The sequence below is a fragment of the Amycolatopsis sp. NPDC023774 genome (genome assembly GCF_040639695.1).
Lineage (GTDB): Bacteria > Actinomycetota > Actinomycetes > Mycobacteriales > Pseudonocardiaceae > Amycolatopsis.
Map to the genome: position 1 here is coordinate 1069486 of NZ_JBFAAJ010000001.1, position 19151 is coordinate 1088636.

Here is a 19151-nt window from a genome sequence, read left to right on the forward strand (position 1 = left end):
GACCGAGGCAGGATGGCGGCATGACCACTTTCTCGCTGCGCCACCTCGGCGGTCCGACGTCTTTGATCACCTACGGCGGAGTGCGGTTCCTGACCGACCCGACGTTCGACCAGCCGGGGAACTACCCGATCGGCAACCGGGTGCTCGTGAAGACGACCGGGCCGGTGGCGAGCCCCGCCGAGGTCGGCGCCGTGGACGCCGTGCTGCTGTCGCACGACCAGCATCCGGACAACCTCGACCACGGCGGCCGCGCGTACCTCGAGACGGCGCCGCTCGTGCTCACCACGGCGTCCGCGGCCGAGCGCCTCGGCGGTACGGCCCAGGCGCTGCCGAACTGGGAGCACGCCGAGGTCGGGGGCGTGCGCGTGACCGGGATGCCCGCGCTGCACGGACCGGAGGGCTCCGAGCCCAAGGTCGGCGAGGTCACCGGTTTCCTGCTGTCCGCCGAAGGCCTGCCGACGGTCTACGTGAGCGGCGACAACGCGTCGCTGGCGCTGGTGCGTGAGATCGCCGACCGCGTCGGGCCGGTGCCGATCGCCGTGCTGTTCGCGGGCGGGGCGCGCACGCCGCTCATCGACGACTTCCTCACGCTGCCGAGCCCGTCGGCCGCCGAGGCCGCGGAGATCCTCGGGTCCGCCGACGTGGTGCCGCTGCACTTCCAGGGCTGGGGGCACTTCACGCAGGGCGCCGACACGCTGGAGGAGGCGTTCGCCGGCAAGGCGGCAAGGCTGCACCTGCTCAAGCCGGGCGAGGAAACCGAGGTCGGCTAAGGCCGCGGGGAACGGGCGAGCGCGACCGCGCCCAGCGCCACGGCCTTCGCACCACCCCGCGCCAGCCGCACGTCCACCGGAGAACCCGACAGCAGGGGGTGCTCGGTCAGCGCCTCCTGCATCGGCTTCTCCAGCAGCGCCCACGAGTTCGTCACGGAACCGCCGACCACGGCCGTCGCGATGCCGAGCAGGCCGCACGCGTGCGTGATCGCCTCGCCGAGGAAGCGCCCGGCGTCGGTGAACACTGCCAACGCGGCCTCGTCACCGTCCAGCGCGGCGGCCGCGACGGCCTCGGCGGGCAGGGAAACGCCCGTCGCCTCCGTGTAGCGGCGGGCCAGGGACCGGCCGGACGCGTAGGCCTCCAGGTGCCCGGTCTGCCCGCAGGTGCACGGTGCCGGGCCGTAGGTGCCGACGTGGCCGATTTCGCCGGCCCCCGTGCCGCCGCCGTGCAGCAGCGAGCCGTCCACGTACAACGCGCCGCCGACACCCGTGCCCAGCGCGACGGCGAGCACGTGTCGGTCCGTTGTGGACAGTTCGCCGAGGAGGAACGCGTTCACATCGTTTTCCGTCACCACCGGTACCCCGCCCAACCGCACGGAAAGGCCCGCGTTGACGGCCGTGCCCGCCCAGCCCGTGAACGAGTCGCCGGTGACCACGATCGTCCCGGTCTCCGGCTCCACCACGCCGGCCGCGCCGACGCCGACCCCGGACAGCTCGCCGGGCGCGAGCGACAGAACCAGCGCGGCCGCCCGGTCCAGGATCACCGCACCACCCAGGTGCGCACCCGAATCCGCCGACGCCGACGCCAGCTCCCGGCCGTCGGCATCACACACGATCACCAGCGTTTTCGACCCGCCGATGTCGACTCCGGCCCACACTTCGCTCACGCCGCGGGATCCACGTCCGCCAGCGCGTCCCGGCGGCTCCGCTGCACCGCGGGGTCCGGCACGGGCGAGGACAGCAGCAACGCCTGCGTGTAGGCATGCGACGGCTCCCGCAGCACCCGCGCGGCCGGCCCCTGTTCCACCAGCTCGCCGCCGCGCAGCACGGCGACGCGGTCGCACAGGCTGTCGACCACCGCGAGGTCGTGGCTCACGAACAGGCAGCCGAACCCGTACTGCTCGTGCAGCCGCTTGAACACGTCCAGCACCACGGCCTGCACGGACACGTCGAGCGCGCTCGTCGGCTCGTCGGCGATCAGCAGCTTCGGCCCCAGCACGAGCGCCCGGGCGAGGCTCACGCGCTGGCGCTGCCCGCCGGACAGCTCGTGGCCGTAGCGCTCCATCAGCGACTCCGGCAGCTCCACGGCGTCGAGTAGCTCGCGTACGCGTCGTCGACGCTCGGAGCGTCCGGCGGAAGTGTGCATGACCAGCGGCTCGGCCACGGTCTGGCCCACGGTCATCCGCGGGTCCAGCGAAGACGCCGGATCCTGGAACACCGCGCCGATCTGCCGCCGCACCGCCCGCGCCGAGCGTCCCGTGCCGCGTGGCAACGGGCCGCCGAGCACCTCGACGCGGCCCGACTTCGGCGTGACCAAGCCCAGCGCGCAGTTGCCCAGCGTCGTCTTGCCCGAACCCGATTCCCCGACCAGCCCCACGATCTCGCCCGGCCCGACGCTCAGTGACACCGAGTCCACGGCCCGTTTTCCGCCGTACTCCACCACGATGTCCGTCAACGCCAGCACCGGCTTGTCCGGCGCCGCCGCCGCGGCGGCGTGCTCGCCCGTGCCCAGCCGTGGCACGGCGGCCAGCAGCTCCCGCGTGTACGCGGCCTGCGGGGCGGTGAACAGCTCAGCCGTCGGAGCCTCTTCCACGAGCCGTCCGGACCGCAGCACGAGCACGCGGTCGGCGACGTCCGCCACCACGCCCATGTTGTGCGTGATCAGCAGCGTCGCCGTGCCTTCGGTGTCCCGGATGTCCCTCAGCAGGTCGAGGATCTGCTGCTGAACGGTGACATCCAACGCCGTCGTCGGCTCGTCGGCGATGATCAGCCGTGGCCGCGCCGCCAGCGCGATCGCGATCATCACACGCTGGCGCAACCCACCGGAAAGCTCGTGCGGATACTGCTTCAGCCGCGCCTCGGGCTCCGGCACCCCCACGCGTTCCAGCAGTTCCACACACCGCGGGAAGTAGTGCTTGTGCCGCCGCCGCTCCGGGTCGTGGTTACGGATCGCCTCCGCGAGCTGGAAGCCGATGCGCAGCGACGGGTTCAGCGCCGTCATCGGCTCCTGGAACACCATGCCCGCGCTCCGCCCGCGCAGTTTCCGCAGCTCCTCGCCGGGCAGTTCGAGCACGTTCTGCCCGGCCAGCTCGATCGCCCCGGACACCGAAGCCGACGCGGGCAGCAGCCCCAGCACGGCGAGCGCGGCCGTGCTCTTGCCCGAGCCGGACTCGCCGACCACCGCCACGATCTCACCCGGCTCGACCGTCAGCGACAACTCGTCGACCGCCGGGTCACCGTCCCCGTAGGACACCCGCAGGTCACGGATGTCGAGCACCGGCTCGCTCATCGCCGTCCCTTCACCGCGAACGCGTCGCGCAGTCCGTCGCCCAGGAAATTGATCGCGCACACCACGAGCACGATCGCGATGCCCGGCGGCAGGATCAGCCACCAAGCGCCGTCGAACGTGTACGTGATGCCCTTCGACAGCATCGCGCCCCAGTCGGTGTCCGGCGCGGGCACGCCGAGGCCGAGGAAGCTCACGTACGCCACGAGCAGGATGGCGTCGGCGATCTGGAACGTCGCGTTCACCACCACAGTGCCGATGGCGTTGGGGATCACGTGCCGGAACACCACCCGCGTGCGGCTCGCGCCGAGCACCGTGATCGCGCGGATGTAGTCGCGTTCGCGCAGGCTCACCGTCTCGGCGCGCATCAGCCGTGCCGGCACCAGCCACGACACGCAGCCGATGATCAGCGCCAGCACCCCGACGCTCGGGGTGACCAACGTGGCCGCCACCAGCAGCAGGAACAACGCGGGGATCGCGACGCCGGTGTCGACCACGCGCATGAGCACCGTGTCGAGCCAGCCGCCGGTGTAGCCGGCGATCGCGCCCCACACCGCGCCGATCGCGGTGGCGATGAGGCCGGCCAGCACGCCGATGATCAGCGAGGTCCGCCCGGCCAGCATCAGCCGGCCGAGCACGTCGTAGCCGAGGTCGTCGGTGCCCAGCGGATGCCCGCTGCCGGGTCCGAGCCGCGCGGCGGCGAGGTCGGTGTGCGACTGGTCGGTGCCGTAGAGCAACGGGCCGAAGAAGCAGAACAGGATCACCAGCAGCAGCAGGATCGCGCCGACGAGCGCCGTGCGCCGCGCGAACACTCGCGAAAAGACGGTCACGACCGCACCCCCGTCACCCGCACGCGCGGATCGATCACGAGCTGCACGACGTCCGCGAGCAGCGAGCCGATCACCGTCGCCACGGCGATCACCAGCACCACGCCGAGCAGCACGGGGAAGTCGGCGTTGCGCGCCGCCGTCCAGAACAGCAGGCCGACGCCGGGGTAGTTGAACATCGACTCCACCACCAGCGAGCCGCTGAACACCACCGGCACGTAGTAGCCGAGCATCGACACGACCGACGTCAGCGAGTTGGGCCACACGTGCCGCCAGATGATCGTGCGCTCCGGCGTGCCCTTCGCGCGGGCGGTGCGCACGTAGTCCTCGGCGAGGTTGTCCAGAGTGGACGCTCGCATGTACCGGCTGAACGCGGCCAGCGCCGCCCCCATGCCCGCGACCACCGGCAGCACCAGCGAGCCGGGTTGCGAGAGCAGCTCACCGATCGTCTCGCCCTGCGCGGCCTGTGCCGGGAACAACGGCAGCACCTGCGCGAACACGATGATCAGCACCAGCGACAGGAAGAACACCGGCGTGGCGTAGAGCAGGAACGTCACCCCGGTGGTCACGTGGTCCGCGGCCTTGCCGCGCCGCACTGCCTGCCACACGCCCACCGGCAGCGCCACCACGATCGCGAGGAACGTCGAGATCGCGGTGAGCAGCAGCGTCTTCGGCACGCGCTCTTCCAGCAGCGCCGAGACGGGGGAGTTCTGCGTGTACGAGTCGCCCAGGTCGCCGTGCAGCAGGCGCACCAGGTACTCCCAGTACTGCACGGGCAGCGGGTGGTCGAAGCCCTGGGCCTTGTTGAACGCGTCGATCTGCTCCTGCGTGGCCTTCACGCCGAGCACGCCGCGCGCCGGGCCACCGGGCAGCAGGTGCAGCAGCACGAACGTGACCACGGTGACCAGCAGCACCACGACCACGGCCAGCACGAGCCGCTTGAGGAGGTAGCGGGTCATGTCCTCACCTCGTCCAGTACCAGCGCTGCGGCTGCAGCCCGGCCAGCGGATCCTGGTTCACCCCGCGCAGCGCGGTGTCGATCGCCGACACCTGGTACGGCGGGTTGGGCAGCCAGAGCACGGGCAGCTGCTCGGCCAGGTAGGCGCTGTAGTCGAGCATCGGCTGATCGCCCGTGGCCAGGTTGGTCGCGGTGATCAGGTCGTCGGCGTGCTTGTCGGAGTAGCTGCCGAAGTTCGTGCCGGCGTCGGTGGCGAACAAGTCCTCACCGCTGGGGTTGGCGGGGAAGTACCAGCTGCCCTGCGTGCCGAAGTAGGAGAGTTGCCACGAGCACGACGGTTCCGCCGGCTTGCACGCCGTGCCGTTGGCCAGCACGGTGTTCAGCGGCTGCGCGTTGATCTTCATCTCGACGCCGATCTTCGACAGCTCCGAGCGCAGCTCCTGCATCGTCCCGTCGGTCTCGTCGGAACCCGACTCGGTCAGCATCGTGAGCGACAGCCGCGTGCCGGCGTCGACGCCCTCCCCGCACTGGGCAGGCCCGCTGCCGGGTGACGCGCACTCGAGAACGCCGTCGGAGCCGGGTTTCCAGCTGTGACCGGTGAGCAGCTTCCGCGCGGCGTCGAGGTCGAACGGGTACGGGTTGGTTTTCTGCCGTGCCGACAGGTACTTCACGTCGTTGTCCTGCGGCACTGGCCCGTAGTCCACGCGGGCCGTACCGCGCCAGATCACCGAGGTGATGCCGTCCTGGTCCACGGCGTGCTGCAGGGCCTGGCGCACGTACAGCTGCTTGAACGCGGCGCCCAGCTGGGGGTCGTTGAAGTTGAAGGGCGAGTAGGTGATCGACCAGCCGTTCCACGGTTCGATCCGGTAGCCCTGCGCCTCGAGCTTCGGGCGCTGGCCGAGGTTCGACGTCGGCACGTAGCCGTAGTCGACACCGCCGGCGCGCAGCACGTTGTACTCGGCCGAAGAGCTCGTGAAAGTCAGGAACTGCACGGTGTCGAGCTTCGCCGCGTCGGGTCCGGTGTACTCGGGGTTCTTGTTCAGCGTCACCTGGCCCGACGCGGCGAAGCCGGCGAGCGTGAACGGCCCGTTCACGACCTTCCACAGTGGATTCGTCGAGTACGTGCCGAGTTGCTTCGCTTGAGCCACCAGGAAGTCGAACACCTTCTTCGCGCCGGCGGGGTCGCGGTCGAAGTCGCCGACCGGACCGCCCGCGCTCGTGCGGTCCCACGCCTTCTGCGGCATCGGTACGACGAGGCTGAGCTGGTTGGCGGTGAACCAGTCGGCGTTGTAGGGCTTGTCGAGGGTGAGCGTGAACGTGTGGTCGTCGATCGCGTGGAAGGCCTTGATGTTGTCGGGCATCAGGCCTTCGGAGTACTTGCCCCAGTTGTCCTTGCCCGCGCGCACCAGGTTGAGCCAGAACTCGACGTCGCGGCTGCTCAGGGGATCGCCGGTGGACCACGTGAGCGGCTTGAGCGTGATCGTCACGGTCCTGCCGTCGGCGGAGTAGCTCGGCGCGTCGGCGGCGCTGGAGGGATCGTCGAGCGTGACCGAGCCGGAACTGCCGTCGTAGTTGTACAGCGGCACGAACAGCTCGGCCCGGATGGCGCCGTTGTAGCTCGCGCCGTAGCCGGGGATCGAGATCGGCAAAATCCAGTTCGGGGTTGCCGACGGGGGCAGCGCGAACCGCGCGCTGCCCCCGGTCACCGGCTTGCCCGCGCCACCGCCGTGCTGCTCGCGGCTCGTCGCGCAGCCGGAGAGCGCCAGCGCGGCGGCGAGCGTGACCCCGAGCGCGGCGCGCCACCGGTGTCGAGCCATCCGCATCACTTCCAACATCCTTGGTATAAGTCGATGTCGAGGGTCTAGGCCTGTTCTAGGTTGCCGTGTAATGTCGCATGCGTGTTGGAAATTGCCAAGAGGTGATTTCGAGGGCAAGTTTCCGGACAGTTACATCAGGCATGAAGTAAGTAGGTGACAGCCGTGGCTCAGGATCCGGCCGGTCTGCTGCGGCTGCTCTGGCTCGTCGCCCATGAGCACGCCGTCTCGCGCATGGACCTCGCGCGCGTGCTCGGTCTGCCGCAGTCGACGGTGTCCGTCCGGACGCAGGCGCTGATCTCCGCCGGAGTGCTCGTCGAGTCCGGCGAGGGCAGCTCGGCCGGCGGTCGGCGGCCGAAGCTGTTGTCGGTCGACGCGGGGTTCGGCCACGTCTGGGCCGCCGACGTCGGTTCGCGCCACGTACGCATCGGCGCGCTCGACATCGCGGGCAACCTGCTGCACGTGACCGAGCGGCCGCTGGACATCAACCGTGAACCGGTGCAGGTTGTCGCGGCTTTCGCCAACACTGTGCGGGAAGTCGCGGCCGAGGCGCGGTGCCCGGGCCGGCAGCTGGGTATCGGCGTCGCGTTCCCCGGACCGGTCGACGTCGGCGCGGGCACGATCACGCTGCCCTCGCGCATGCCGGGCTGGCGCGGGTTCACGGTGCGCGACGCGTTGCGTGAGCACTTCGACCTGCCCGTGGCGGTGGACAACGACGCGAACCTGCAGGCGCTTGGCGAAAGCGTTGCCGGGCCGCCCGGGCGCACTCTGCTCGTGGTGAAGGCGGGCACGGGCATCGGCTCGGGGCTGGTCGTGACCGGCCGGCTATACCGCGGCCGCGCGGGAGTCGCGGGCGACATCAGCCACGTGCGCGTGCCCGCGGCCGGAGATCGGCCGTGCACCTGCGGAAACCGCGGCTGTCTGGAGACGGTGGCCAGCGGTGCGGCCCTCGTGGCGCAGCTGCGCGAGCAAGGGGTGGACATCAACAGCACCGCCCAGGTCATGGCGACGGCGGAGGACGGGCACCCGGACGCGACCACCGCCGTGCGGCGCGCGGGCCTGCAGCTCGGCGAAGTGCTGGCCACGGTGGTGAACTTCGGCAACCCCGACGAAGTGCTGCTCGGCGGCGCGCTGTCGGGTTCGGAGGCGTTCGTGGCGGCGGTGCGCGGCGCGCTCTACGAACGCTGTCTTCCCCTGGCCACCAGGGAGCTGCGCATCGATCGGGTGCGTTTCGGCCCGGACGCCGGGCTGTACGGCGCGGGCGCGCTGGTGCTGGACGAGGTCTTCGACGAAGCGATACGGAGCAGACGATGACGAAGGTGCGGATCGGGATCACGGGGATCGCCATCGAATCGAGCACGTTCTCCCCGCACCGCTCCACCGTGGCCGACTTCCACGTGACGCGCGGCGACGAACTGCTGGCCCGCTACCCCTTCCTGCGCGAGGACCGTCCTTCCTGGACGAAGGACATCGAGTGGGTGCCGCTCGTGCACGCCCGTTCGCTGCCCGGCGGCGCGGTGACCGAAGAGGCGTACGCGGAGCTGTCGGGGGAGATCGTGGCCCGGGTGCGCGCGGCGGAGCGTCTCGACGGGTTGTTCTTCGACATCCACGGCGCGATGAGCGTGGTCGGCCGGACGGACGTCGAAGCCGCACTGGCCACGGAGATCCGCTCGATCCTCGGGCCTTCGGTGCTCATCTCGGCGTCGATGGACCTGCACGGCAACGTCTCGCGCGAGCTGGCCACGGCACTGGACCTGATCACCTGCTACCGCAAGGCCCCGCACACCGACGCGTGGGACACGCGCGAGCGCGCGGCGCGCAACCTCGCCGCTCGCCTGCGTCACGGGGGCAAGCCCAAGAAGGCGTGGGTGCAGGTGCCGGTGCTGCTGCCCGGCGAGAAGACCAGCACTCGCCTCGAACCCGCCAAGAGTGTCTACGCCGCCGTCGACGAGGTCGAGGCGCTCGACGGTGTGCTCGACGCCGCCATCTGGGTCGGTTACGCCTGGGCCGACGAGCCGCGTTGCCAAGCCGCCGTGGTCGTGTCCGGCGACGATGAAGACGTGCTCCTGCAGCAGGCCGAACGGCTCGCGAAGTCCTATTGGGACGCCCGGCGCGACTTTGCCTTCGTCGCCCAGACGGGAACCCTGGCCGACTGCCTGGCGCGGGCCGTCACGTCGACCGCGCGGCCGTTCTTCGTCAGCGACTCCGGCGACAACCCGACCGCCGGTGGTGCCGGAGACACGTCTTGGAGCCTGGACGTCCTTCTGCGCACTCCGGCCATTGTGGATTCCGGCCTGACCACGCTGTACGCGGCGATCGTGGACCCCGAAGCCGTCGCGACAGCGGTATCGGCCGGGCTGGGTGCCACGGTTTCGGTGGAGCTGGGCGGAAAAGTCGACTCCGGCCCCCACGGCCCGGTGCCGGTGACCGCGCGCGTCGAGGCGATCGACGCCTCGGACCCGGTCGCCGGTACGGCCGTGGTGTTCGCCGTCGGCGGCCTGCGGGTGATCGTCACCGCGCGGCGCAAGCCGTACCACCTGGAATCCGACTTCCTCGCCCTCGGCCTGCACCCGCGTGAAGCCGACGTGGTGATCGTGAAAATCGGCTACCTGGAACCGGAGCTGTACCACATGGCCGCAGACTGGCTGCTCGCCCTCACGCCCGGGGGCGTCGACCAAGACCTGCTGCGCCTCGGGCACGCCGGGATCGAACGGCCGATGTTCCCGTTCGACGCGGAGATGGCGGACCCGCCGTTGAAGCCCGAGCTGCTCTGAGCGCGACGGCCGTCAGCGCGCCGAAGGCAAGGTGGTCCAGCCACTGCGCCCCACGCGGCAGCGCCCGGATCGCCGGGTTGCGCCGCCCGACGATCTCCAGGTCCAGCACCGCGATGGCCGCTCCCGCGGCCACCCCGTCGGCGACCGAGAGTGGCCGGCGGCGGTCCACGTAGGCGAGCGCGGCCGTCCAGCCGGCGGACACGAGCCCGTGGACCAGCGCGCCCCGTACCAGCCCGGCCTTGCCGCCGGGCGCCAGTGTGCCCGCCGCACGCGTCGCCGCCAGCGGATCACCACGCGTGATCACCGCATGCAGGGTCGACGGCAGCCCGCTGCCGGCTGCTGCCACTGTCCAGGCCTTGACCGCCCTCTTCACCAGGCCAGTATGCCGCAGCGCTTGACATGCAGTCATCTGCCTGCATTACTGTTGGTGTGCAACCGGAGCTGGATAGAGCTTTATTGGACAGAGTCTTCAAAGCGCTGGCCGACCCGACCAGGCGCTACCTGCTCGACCAGCTGCACGAGGACAACGGGCAGACGCTGGGCGAGCTGTGCGCCCGCCTGGACATGACGCGCCAGACAGTCACGCAGCACCTGTCCGTCCTCGAGGCGGCGAACCTGGTCAGCACGGTGCGCCGTGGGCGGGAGAAGCTGCACTACCTCAATCCGGTCCCGTTGCACGAGATGCAGGAACGCTGGGTGGACAAGTTCGAACGCCCCCGGCTGCGCGCGCTGAGCGCCGTCAAACGCCGAGCAGAGGATGCCATGACCGACAAGCCGAGTTACGTCTACGTCACCTACATCGAGAGCACACCGGAGAAGGTGTGGCAGGCGCTCACCGACGCCGAGCTGACCGGGCAGTACTGGGGGCACCGCAACGAGTCCGACTGGCAGCCCGGCTCCCGCTGGGAGCACGTGCGCGTCGACGGCTCCGGCATCGCCGACGTCTACGGCGAGGTGCTGGAGGCCGTGCCGCCGAAACGGCTCGTGACCAGCTGGTACGACGTCGGCAACCCGGAGATCCCGCCGTCCCGCGCGACGTACGACGTCGAGCAGTACGACGCGATCGTGCGGCTCACCGTGACCCACGAGGACCTGCCCGACGAGCAGGCCAAGCGAGACGTCGGCCGCGGCTGGCCGGCCGTGCTCGCGAACCTCAAGTCGCTGCTGGAGACCGGCCACGTGCTGCCCCAGCAGCCGTGGACCATGCCCTGATTTTTCGGGCCTTGGCTACTTGTCGACACCCTCGTAGGTGCCTCGTGTGAAGCGCTTCGAGAAGACGAAGTACACGATCGCCACCGGCACCGTCATCAGCAGCGCGGCGGCGAGCTTGAGCGGGAACTGGTTGCCCTGCCCGAGCTCGCCGGACACGAGCGAGGCGACGCCGGTGGTGAGCGTGTTCAGCGCCGGGTCCTGCCGCGACACGATGTAGTGCGGCAGCTCGTTCCAAGAACCCTGGAACGCCAGGATCGTCATGGTGATCAGTGCCGGCTTCGACATCGGCAGCACCACAGACCAGAATGTGCGCAGCGGTCCGGCACCGTCGATGCGAGCCGCCTCTTCCACGCTCAGCGGCACGCTCTCGAAGAACTGCTTCATGATGAACACGCCCGACGCGTCGGCCAGCAGTAGGATGATCATCGCCGCGTACGTGTCGTACATGCCGAACTGGTTGAGCACCAGGAACTTCGGGATGAGCAGGACCACGCTCGGCACGGCGAGCACGGCCACGATCGCGCCGAACACCGCGCTGCGGCCGCGGAACCGCAGCCGCGCCAGCACGTAGCCGGCCATCGAGTTGAACACGACCCGGCCGACGGTGATCGTGACCGAGACGAAGATCGAGTTCAGTGCCCAGCGCGGGAAGTCCTGCTAGCTACCACTGCGGCTCCGTCTGGCCCCATGACACGGCCGTGGTCGTCCGTGGCCTGCACGCGGCGGGCCAGTCGTCGCGCGCCGGTTCACTGGGATTGCAGCTCGTGCACGCGGCCGGCGGGTTCGACAACCGCCTGCCGGAGCTGTTCTCGGGCTACGGCACGGACGACGTGTCGTCGCCGCTGCCGTACCCCGCGTCGTGCCGCCCGCAGGCCTGGGCGGCGGCGTCGGCGGTGACGCTGCTGGTCACCTTCCTGGGCCTGCGCGTCGACGTGCCCGCCGGGCGGGTCACCCTGGACCCGCCGCGGCCCAGCCCGGTGGGCGCCCTGCGCGTGACGGACCTGCCACTGGCCGGCGGCACCCTCGACGTCACTGTCGCCGCGGACGGCACGGTGACGGACCTGCGACTGCCGCCGGGCCTGCGGCTGGGCTGAAGCTCACCCATTGAGGATCGCCCGCTCCACGACCGTCCACGTCGTAGTCGTCAGCAGGTACAGCGAAGCGGCCAAGGGAACAAAAGTGGTGGCCGCGACCGTTCCATAAGGCAGGAGGCGCAGGAACCGTGCGCCGGGAGCGGCGAGATCGCGTTGGCGGTCCTGCCACCGGATCGAGAACCACGCCACCACCGCGAGCGGGCCGGCCACCACGAACACGACCGGTGCCGCCGCCAATCCGTGGGCTCCGAGGGTGATGCCGAATCACGTGCTGCCGAGCAGGGCGTTGGGCGCGCCGGAGATCACGGCGGTGCTGAAGAGGTGGTACATCACCGAGAAGAACGGCAGCTGCGCGAGCATGGGCAGGCACCCGACGAACATCGACGTGCCCGACTCCTGCTGCAGATTCGCCATCTCCGCCGCGAGCCTTTCGCGGTTCTTGCCGTGCTTCTCCTGCAGTTTGCGGATTTCCGGGGCCAGCGCCGTGCGGGCCTGCTGACCGCGCGCCGCGGCTCGGGCGAACGGCACCAGCAGCAGCCGCACCGCGACGGTGAACAGCACGATCGCGGCGGCGGCGGCGAACGATCCGGTGATCGGCGCGGTCGCCGAGGCGAGCCAGTGGACGAGGTGGTACGCGCCGGCGACGGGCACGTCGAAGATTTCGGGCATGACAGCACTCCAGGCGAAAGTCGATTCAGGGCAGGCGGAACCGGCTGCGGACCGTCCTGATCGGACTGATCTGGTAAGGCTTTACGCAGCCGGGGAGTGCGACCCGGGAGCGCGAGGCCGGCTTCGGCCGGGGCGCCGGGATCGCGCAGCCGCAGGAAGGCCGCGCGACGCGAGCGCTGGTTCAGCGCGGTGCGGCGGGCGCGGACCGGGACGGTCCACGCGGCCGGCTCACCGCGGTTGGCGTTGCTGACGACCAGGACCACGAGCAGGCGCGCGGCGACGACGGAGGCGAACGCGAGGATCGCCGCCGGGCCGGTTTGGTCGAAGACGTGCACGGCGGGGAACGCGAGGTGCAGCAGCGTGTGCATGTGACGTCCCCCTTTCTCCGTCGCCGCGATTGAAGCCTGTTGTGGTCCTCGGCGCCCTTGCGCTATGCTCAACTCGATCCCCATGGATGCCGGCCCGGCCGCCCGGGGGAGTTCTCACTTTCACGAAACCCGCGTCGCCCTCGATGCGACGTTCGTTCGTTTCGCGGTCCCACTGATCGCGCCTTTCATCTTTCAAGGAGTCAAAACCATGTCATACCAAGGAATTCTCGACATCCACGGCAAGACCGCCACCCTCGGCTACATGCCGGGCGGCCTGTCTGTCCCCTTTGGACTGATCCGCAAGCACAATCTGCGGCGCGGCGACGAGATCGTCGTCGACGGCGAGCAGGTCGTCTCGGTCAACGGTGCCCCTCCGGAGCGGAACCGCCCGGAGTTCGAACGGCTCACGCCGGTGCACCCCGACCGGCGCCTCGTCCTCGAAATCACCCGCCACCAGCTCACCACCCGCGTGCTCGACCTCGTCGCGCCCGTCGGCAGGGGGCAGCGCGCGCTGATCGTGGCGCCGCCCCGGACCGGGAAAACGTCGGTGCTGCAGGCGATCGCGCAGGCGGTGGCCGTGAACCACCCCGACGTGCACCTCATGGTGCTGCTCGCCGACGAGCGGCCGGAGGAGGTCACCGACATGGAGCGGTCAGTGCGCGGTGAGGTCGTCGCGTCGACGTTCGACCGCAAGCCGTCCGAGCACGTGGCCGTGGCCGAGTTGGCCGTCGAGCGCGCCAAGCGGCTCGTGGAAAGCGGCCGCGACGTCGTGCTGCTGCTCGATTCGCTCACCCGCCTCGGCCGCGCCTACAACCTCGCCGCGCGCACGTCGGGCCGTGTCCTCTCGGGCGGTGTCGACGCCAGTGCGCTGCACCCGATGAAGAAGATCCTCGGCGCCGCGCGCAACATCGAGGGCGGCGGCTCGCTCACGATCATCGCCACGGCGCTCGTCGGCACCGGCTCGCTGGCCGACACCGTGTTCTTCGAAGAGCTCAAGAGCACCGGCAACTCCGAGCTGCGCCTCGACCGCGTACTGGCCGACAACCGCGTGTTCCCCGCCGTGGAGCTCTTCGGCTCCGGCACCCGCCGCGACGAGCTGCTCGTGCCGGCGGCGGAACTCCAGGTCATGAACGAGGTCCGCCGCGCCCTGTCCGGCCAGGACCCCAAGCGCGCGACCGAGCAGTTCCTCGACCAGGTCCGCACCACGAAGTCCAACGCCGAGTTCGTCGCCCGGGTCGCCGCCTCCCTCGGCACGACGGCCGCGCTCGCCGCGTGAGCGCGGGCACGGGAGGTAATCTCGGACCATGGCGACACACGGGCCCGAAAACCGCCCGGCCGGCAACCTGGGCTGGGCGCTGGGCACGGTGCTGCGCCGCTGGAACGCCGAGGCCGACCACGTCCTCGCCGGCCTGCCCCAGGGCCCGCGCGGCTTCCAGGTCCTCGCCGCCGTCGTCCACGCGGACATCCCGACGCAGGCCGCGCTCGCCGCGTATCTCGGCATCGACCGCACGGTGATGACCTACCTCATCGACGAGCTCGTCGCCGCGGATCTCGTCGAGCGCAAGCCCGCACCGGAAGACCGCCGGGTGCGCCGCATCGTCGCCACGGCCCCGGGCCGCGAAGCGCTGGCCGACGCCGAGCGCCGCGTCGCCGCCGTGGAGGAAGCCGTGCTGGGCGGGCTGACCGCTGAGCAGCGCGCGCTGTTGCAGGACCTCACCTATCAGGCCGCGTGTCTGATCCACGAGCAAGAGTCGGCGGCGGACTCGTGCCGCGCTGTCTCCGAGGTTCTGCGCTGATCCGGCTCGCCCTCCTCGCCCGGTTGACGTGTGCGCGGTAATGGGTTGTCAAAGGGATGAGTTGTCCCGAGCACGTCGTCGACCTGGTGACCCAGACCGAGCGCGCGTGGCTGGACCTGGTGGCGGGGCTCGCGTCGAATCTGTTGCAGCTCATCGAACTCCTTCTGGCCGCAGATCAGCGGCTGGGAGAGGTGGATGACGGGTTCACCGCGGTCGCCAGGCTGAGCGGGCCGAAACGGACATTGACGACACGTCCAGCCTGGCCGTCAGACCTTCACTACGCTTCCCGGTGTTCGCTCACGAAACGGAGGAAGCCGCGTGGCGGGATGGGCCGATCTGGTCGCGTTCATGAGGCAGGAGTACCGGGTGATCCGGGAGGAGCCCGACGAGGTGCGGATTCGCATGGCGTTCGGGGAGGATGCGGAGACAACCGGGCGCGCGCAGGTGGTGGTGGTCGCGCACGAGGTCTTCGACAAGAAGGAAGACTGGGTGCAGATCGCGACGCCGTTCGCGCGGGTGGACGAGGTGGATCTGCTCGACGTGCTGACCGAAGTGGGGCACACGCTCGTCGTCGGCGGGATCGTGGTGATGGGGGAGCACGTGGTCCTGCGGCATTCGTTGCCGTTGGTGAATCTCGACATCAACGAGTTCACAGACCCGCTGGAGCTGGTGGCCGGGTCGGCGGAGTTGCTGGAGCAGCAGTTCACCGGACGTGACGATTATTGACCTGTGACGCGAGAAGGGCCTCCCGGGAAACCTGGAAGGCCCTTCTCGGCTCAGTAGGCGGGTCCGTCCATTCTGGACTTCGACGGACCAGGGGCCACGGCGGCGCAGTGGGTTCCGCGTGCGGGAAGCACGCCGTCGATCAGGAACTTGTCCGTGGTGGACACCATGCAATCGCTGTTCTTGAAGTACGCGCTGTGGCCCCAGCCGTCGTAGGTCAGCAGGGGGGCGCCGGTTTGACGGGAGACGTGCTGGGCCCAGGAATACGGCGTGGCGGGGTCGTAGCGGCTGTTGAGCAGGAGCACGGGCAGATTGCCCAGGAAGCCCGGTGCGCGCTGCGGGTCGCGGACGGTGCCTGGCCAGCCGAGGCAGCCGGTGGCGGAAGTCCAGGCCAGGGGTGAGAACCGGATGTCCGGGGCGATCGCGCTGAGGGAGCGGCGGAAGGTTTCGAGTTCGCCGTAGCCGCTGACGGGCAGGCGCCAGTCGGAGCAGAAGATGCTGCTGAACGAGGTGGGCACGGTGATGTCGCCGAACGCGGACTCGGCGGGTGTGCCGTCGCGCAGGTTGACCATGCTCGTGGCGAGGCCGGACCAGTCGGGGCCGTAGAAGGCGTGGGTGATCATGCCCATCAACGCCACGGGGTCCAGCGGATCGTCGGGGGTGCCGAGGTCGCCGTGTTCGGCGCGGCTGTAGAGCTGGGCCAGGACCGAGCGGACGTCCTGGCCGTGCAGGGCGCAGGACGGAGTCGTGGCGCACCAGTGGACGAACTGGCCGAACATCTCCTGCGTGGCCCGGGTCTGTGAGCTCAGGAACTCCCACGTGCTGCGCACGGAGTGGTCCATCGTCCCGTCGAGCACCAGCGCGCGGAGGCGGTCCGGGTAGGTCTCGGCGTAGTCCTGGCCCATGAGCGTGCCGTAGGAAGTGCCGTAGTACGTCAGCTTGCTTTCGCCCAGAGCGGCGCGGATGGCGTCGATGTCGTGGGCCACGCTCGTGGTGTCGACGTGCGAGGCGAGCGGCCCGGTCACCTTCGCGCAGCTCGTGCCGAGGGCCTGGTTGCGCGCGGTGAGCCGGCGGAACTCGGCGACGCTCTTCGGCAGCTGGGGGTTCGGGGCCGTGACCTCGGTGAGGCCGCAGCGCACGGGGCTGCTCTGCCCGACGCCGCGCGGGTCGAAACCCACGGTGTCGAAGCGGGCGGTGATGGCCGGCGACAGGGTCCAGCCGTCCTGTACCTCGCCCGCGCCCTCGCCGCCCGGGCCGCCGGGGTCCATGAGGATGGAGCCGATGCGGTGGGCGGGGTCCGTGGCCTTGCGCCGCGCGAGGGCGAGCTGGATCGTGCCGCCACCCGGATGGGCCCAGTCGATCGGGACGATGACCGTGCCGCAGTCGACGCCGGCGGCGGTGGGACACGGTTTCCAGTCGACGGTCTCGCGCGCGGCGTCGGCCGGGGCGGCGAGCAGGGCCGCGAATGTGGTGGCCGCCGCGGTGACGACGGTCAGCTTCCTGCCCAGGGCCATGCGCCACGCCTTCCGGTGGTGAAGATCAACCGTTCGGGCGTGGATCTTGCCAGAAGAACGCCGGCCCGGCCCGGCGAAGGTGCGGCGCCGTCTGATGTGGACTTCCTGGCAACAGAACGGAGTTCGGTGTCCACTGTCGTACGTCCGGGCTAATCGGCCCACCACTGTCGGCCAAAACCGAATGAGATTCTTGACATGGCTCACTAAGCGGGCGTTCACTAGCGGCGCCGGAAAGAGGCTGTCACCCTCGTGAAGGGACGTACATGTCCGGAAACCGCACTCAACGAAGACTGCGAACCACTATCCTCCTGGCACCGCTCACTCTCTTGCTCGCCGCGACGCCGGCGCTCGCCGCCCCCGCCGCGAAGGCCCTGCCGTCGAAGCCCCCGACCTCGGCCCCGGGCAACGGCCCGGCGAAGATCACCGGTCCCATCCCGGCGCAGGGCAAACCTGGGGATCCTGCGCACGACTACGTCTTCTACTCGACGCCGTACGACCTGAAGAAGGCCGGCTACGAGGAGGAAGAGTTCTTCATCTCGGGCACCGCCACGCGGTACCACCCGAACCCGACCGTCGACGAGCAGAAGCAGGCCGCCACCCCGCTGGGCACCACGCCGTACATGACCCGGATCGTGGTGCGGCGCCCGGTGAAGCCCGCGAAGTCGGCCGGCGTCGCGGTGGTCGATTGGCAGAATGTGACCGCCGGGCACGACATCGACACCGAGTGGGGCACGAGTGCCGACTACTACGTCCGCAACGGCTGGACCTGGGTGGGCGCTTCGGTGCAGCGCGTCGGCGTCAACGGCGCCACCACCGGCGCAACGGCCGGCCTCGGCCTCATCCAGTGGAGCCCGCAGCGCTACGGCTCGCTCGACGTCACGGGCGGCGGCGCCGTGCTCGACGACTCGCAGTCGTTCGACATCTACACGCAGATCGCGCAGCTGCTCAAGGGCCGCGGCAAGAAGAACCCGCTGGCCGACCTCGGCATCGACCGTGTGTACGCAGGCGGCGCTTCGCAGTCCGGCCGCTACCTCGGGGTGTACTACAACACCGTGCAGCCGCTGCGCCACGTCTACGACGGCTTCCTGTTGGCCCTCTCCGACAGCTCCCTGCCGCCGCGCGACGGTGTCGGCACCAAGGCCATCCGCGTCTACACCGAGAACGACGTTTATCGAGGCGCCGGTGTGCCGAGCAAAACCGCGCCCGACAGCGGTTCCCTGCGCACGTGGGAAATCGCCGGCGCCTCACACGTGCCCGCCTACTCGACCGGTACCGACCCGAACGACTTCCGCACCACACTCGGCGCCGTCCAGTCCCGCGAGTTCGGCGAGCAGGCCCCCTTCGCCTGCACCAACCCCGGCCCGAGCCAGGTCGAGTCCTGGGCGATCTTCCACGCCGCCTACGACGCGCTCGACAAGTGGGTCGGCCGCGGCATCGCGCCTCGCCGCGCAGCGCCACTGGCCTTGATCGACCCCGGTCCACCGGCTGCTTTGGCGCGCGACTCCCTCGGCCTCGCCCAGGGTGGCATCCGCCTGCCCGACGTGGAAGTCCCGACGGGCCTCAATGACGGCATCAATTCTCCCGCCAATCTCGACAACCCGCTCAGCTCGTTCTGCGTCCTCTACGGCACGCACCGGGATTTCGACACTGCGCAGCTTCATTCGCTGTACTACAGCACCGCCGATTACCGGCAACAGGTCGCGGACGTGGTGCAGCGGTTGGAGACCCAGCACTTCCTCCTCCCGGAGGACGGTCGCACGCTGATCAACCAGGCGGCTGAGCGCAAGCTTTTCTGACCCGTGGTCTTCTGACGACGGCCCGCACGCGCGCCGCTCGAGTGCGGGCCGTCGTCAGAACCGGGACTCGACGGGTGTGGAGTCAATTCCAAGGAAGATTTGCCCTGGAGGCGTGCGGCTATGTATTGATCTCCCCGTTTCTCGAGAGGAGTCTTGCCGCATGCCTCGACGAATTCTCGGGGCTCCTGGCAAATTCTTGGCGGGCATGGAGTTTCCGCTCCGGATCGGCTGCATACTGGGTGGCGCTGGCTGTTCCATGGTTGGTTGAGATGGCTCAAATGCCGCGCGTTGACTCTCGCCTTGTCGCCGAAATGCTGAAACTGACTGCGC

Annotated in this window: 18 protein-coding genes; 9 read left to right on the plus strand and 9 right to left on the minus strand. The window is 69.9% G+C overall.

The features are described 5' to 3' along the window. Window positions 1-20: 20 nt before the first annotated feature. Complete coding sequence (locus AB0F91_RS05435) at window positions 21-770, plus strand: MBL fold metallo-hydrolase (protein ID WP_360594944.1); 750 nt, start codon at window positions 21-23, stop codon at window positions 768-770. Here the strand turns inward: AB0F91_RS05435 and AB0F91_RS05440 are convergent. From AB0F91_RS05440 to AB0F91_RS05460, 5 genes are read right to left on the minus strand one after another with little or no spacing between them, the layout of a single operon-like run. Then, window positions 767-1657 (minus strand): ROK family protein, encoded by an 891-nt coding sequence (locus AB0F91_RS05440; RefSeq protein WP_360594946.1) that lies wholly within the window; start codon window positions 1655-1657, stop codon window positions 767-769. The two genes, AB0F91_RS05435 and AB0F91_RS05440, sit on opposite strands and share 4 nt — an antisense overlap. Continuing rightward, on the minus strand, window positions 1654-3279 hold the full coding sequence (locus AB0F91_RS05445) for an ABC transporter ATP-binding protein (RefSeq protein WP_360594947.1): 1626 nt from the start codon (window positions 3277-3279) through the stop codon (window positions 1654-1656). The genes AB0F91_RS05440 and AB0F91_RS05445 overlap by 4 nt, the downstream gene beginning before the upstream one ends. Next, window positions 3276-4106 (minus strand): ABC transporter permease, encoded by an 831-nt coding sequence (locus tag AB0F91_RS05450; protein ID WP_360594950.1) that lies wholly within the window; start codon window positions 4104-4106, stop codon window positions 3276-3278. Before AB0F91_RS05450 ends, AB0F91_RS05445 begins: the two co-directional genes overlap by 4 nt. Then, window positions 4103-5062 carry an ABC transporter permease gene (locus AB0F91_RS05455; protein WP_360594951.1) on the minus strand — a complete coding sequence of 320 codons (960 nt, stop codon included), beginning with the start codon at window positions 5060-5062 and terminating at the stop codon, window positions 4103-4105. Before AB0F91_RS05455 ends, AB0F91_RS05450 begins: the two co-directional genes overlap by 4 nt. A 4-nt stretch (window positions 5063-5066) precedes the next feature. Continuing rightward, window positions 5067-6884, minus strand: a complete 1818-nt coding sequence (locus AB0F91_RS05460; RefSeq protein ID WP_360594953.1) for a peptide ABC transporter substrate-binding protein — start codon at window positions 6882-6884, stop codon at window positions 5067-5069. A 156-nt stretch (window positions 6885-7040) separates the two neighbouring features. On the opposite strand from AB0F91_RS05460, the gene AB0F91_RS05465 reads away from it, so the two are divergent. From AB0F91_RS05465 to AB0F91_RS05475, 3 genes are all read left to right on the plus strand, one after another. Then, window positions 7041-8189 (plus strand): ROK family protein, encoded by a 1149-nt coding sequence (locus AB0F91_RS05465; RefSeq protein ID WP_360594955.1) that lies wholly within the window; start codon window positions 7041-7043, stop codon window positions 8187-8189. Next, window positions 8186-9649 (plus strand): M81 family metallopeptidase, encoded by a 1464-nt coding sequence (locus AB0F91_RS05470; protein ID WP_360594957.1) that lies wholly within the window; start codon window positions 8186-8188, stop codon window positions 9647-9649. Before AB0F91_RS05465 ends, AB0F91_RS05470 begins: the two co-directional genes overlap by 4 nt. Window positions 9650-10105: 456 nt before the next feature. Further along, window positions 10106-10861, plus strand: a complete 756-nt coding sequence (locus AB0F91_RS05475; RefSeq protein ID WP_360594958.1) for a metalloregulator ArsR/SmtB family transcription factor — start codon at window positions 10106-10108, stop codon at window positions 10859-10861. A 15-nt stretch (window positions 10862-10876) separates the two neighbouring features. Here the strand turns inward: AB0F91_RS05475 and AB0F91_RS05480 are convergent, their stop codons facing one another. After that, window positions 10877-11452 carry a carbohydrate ABC transporter permease gene (locus AB0F91_RS05480; protein ID WP_360594959.1) on the minus strand — a complete coding sequence of 192 codons (576 nt, stop codon included), beginning with the start codon at window positions 11450-11452 and terminating at the stop codon, window positions 10877-10879. A gap of 107 nt (window positions 11453-11559) precedes the next feature. Here AB0F91_RS05480 and AB0F91_RS05485 point away from each other — a divergent pair, with 107 nt between their 5' ends. Continuing rightward, window positions 11560-11955, plus strand: a complete 396-nt coding sequence (locus tag AB0F91_RS05485; protein WP_360594961.1) for a hypothetical protein — start codon at window positions 11560-11562, stop codon at window positions 11953-11955. A gap of 3 nt (window positions 11956-11958) precedes the next feature. Here the strand turns inward: AB0F91_RS05485 and AB0F91_RS05490 are convergent, their stop codons facing one another. Further along, on the minus strand, window positions 11959-12192 hold the full coding sequence (locus AB0F91_RS05490; RefSeq protein ID WP_360594962.1) for a hypothetical protein: 234 nt from the start codon (window positions 12190-12192) through the stop codon (window positions 11959-11961). Between the two features lie 27 nt (window positions 12193-12219). After that, window positions 12220-12624, minus strand: a complete 405-nt coding sequence (yidC, locus tag AB0F91_RS05495) for a membrane protein insertase YidC (RefSeq protein ID WP_360594964.1) — start codon at window positions 12622-12624, stop codon at window positions 12220-12222. A gap of 576 nt (window positions 12625-13200) precedes the next feature. On the opposite strand from yidC, the gene rho reads away from it, so the two are divergent. The 3 genes from rho to AB0F91_RS05510 all read left to right on the plus strand — a co-directional run bounded on the left by rho (window position 13201) and on the right by AB0F91_RS05510 (window position 15514). Next, window positions 13201-14268 (plus strand): transcription termination factor Rho, encoded by a 1068-nt coding sequence (rho, locus tag AB0F91_RS05500; protein ID WP_360594966.1) that lies wholly within the window; start codon window positions 13201-13203, stop codon window positions 14266-14268. Between the two features lie 28 nt (window positions 14269-14296). Further along, on the plus strand, window positions 14297-14788 hold the full coding sequence (locus tag AB0F91_RS05505) for a MarR family transcriptional regulator (RefSeq protein ID WP_360594968.1): 492 nt from the start codon (window positions 14297-14299) through the stop codon (window positions 14786-14788). Between the two features lie 318 nt (window positions 14789-15106). After that, the gene (locus AB0F91_RS05510) at window positions 15107-15514 is read left to right on the plus strand and encodes a YbjN domain-containing protein (protein WP_220243591.1); all 408 of its coding nucleotides are present in this window, start codon (window positions 15107-15109) and stop codon (window positions 15512-15514) included. A 50-nt stretch (window positions 15515-15564) separates the two neighbouring features. Here AB0F91_RS05510 and AB0F91_RS05515 read toward each other — a convergent pair whose 3' ends face one another. Further along, window positions 15565-17025 (minus strand): alpha/beta hydrolase, encoded by a 1461-nt coding sequence (locus AB0F91_RS05515; RefSeq protein WP_360594970.1) that lies wholly within the window; start codon window positions 17023-17025, stop codon window positions 15565-15567. Window positions 17026-17351: 326 nt separating this feature from the next. On the opposite strand from AB0F91_RS05515, the gene AB0F91_RS05520 reads away from it, so the two are divergent. Continuing rightward, complete coding sequence (locus AB0F91_RS05520) at window positions 17352-18821, plus strand: alpha/beta hydrolase domain-containing protein (RefSeq protein WP_360594972.1); 1470 nt, start codon at window positions 17352-17354, stop codon at window positions 18819-18821. Window positions 18822-19151 lie beyond the last annotated feature (330 nt).

Coding starts and splice junctions, on each gene's coding strand:
- AB0F91_RS05460 (WP_360594953.1), bottom strand. CDS start 6,884: ATGCGGATGGCTCGACACCGGTGGCGCGCCGCGCTCGGGGTCACGCTC.
- rho (WP_360594966.1), top strand. CDS start 13,201: ATGTCATACCAAGGAATTCTCGACATCCACGGCAAGACCGCCACCCTC.
- AB0F91_RS05435 (WP_360594944.1), top strand. CDS start 21: ATGACCACTTTCTCGCTGCGCCACCTCGGCGGTCCGACGTCTTTGATC.
- AB0F91_RS05505 (WP_360594968.1), top strand. CDS start 14,297: ATGGCGACACACGGGCCCGAAAACCGCCCGGCCGGCAACCTGGGCTGG.
- AB0F91_RS05515 (WP_360594970.1), bottom strand. CDS start 17,025: ATGGCCCTGGGCAGGAAGCTGACCGTCGTCACCGCGGCGGCCACCACA.
- yidC (WP_360594964.1), bottom strand. CDS start 12,624: ATGCCCGAAATCTTCGACGTGCCCGTCGCCGGCGCGTACCACCTCGTC.
- AB0F91_RS05445 (WP_360594947.1), bottom strand. CDS start 3,279: ATGAGCGAGCCGGTGCTCGACATCCGTGACCTGCGGGTGTCCTACGGG.
- AB0F91_RS05455 (WP_360594951.1), bottom strand. CDS start 5,062: ATGACCCGCTACCTCCTCAAGCGGCTCGTGCTGGCCGTGGTCGTGGTG.
- AB0F91_RS05470 (WP_360594957.1), top strand. CDS start 8,186: ATGACGAAGGTGCGGATCGGGATCACGGGGATCGCCATCGAATCGAGC.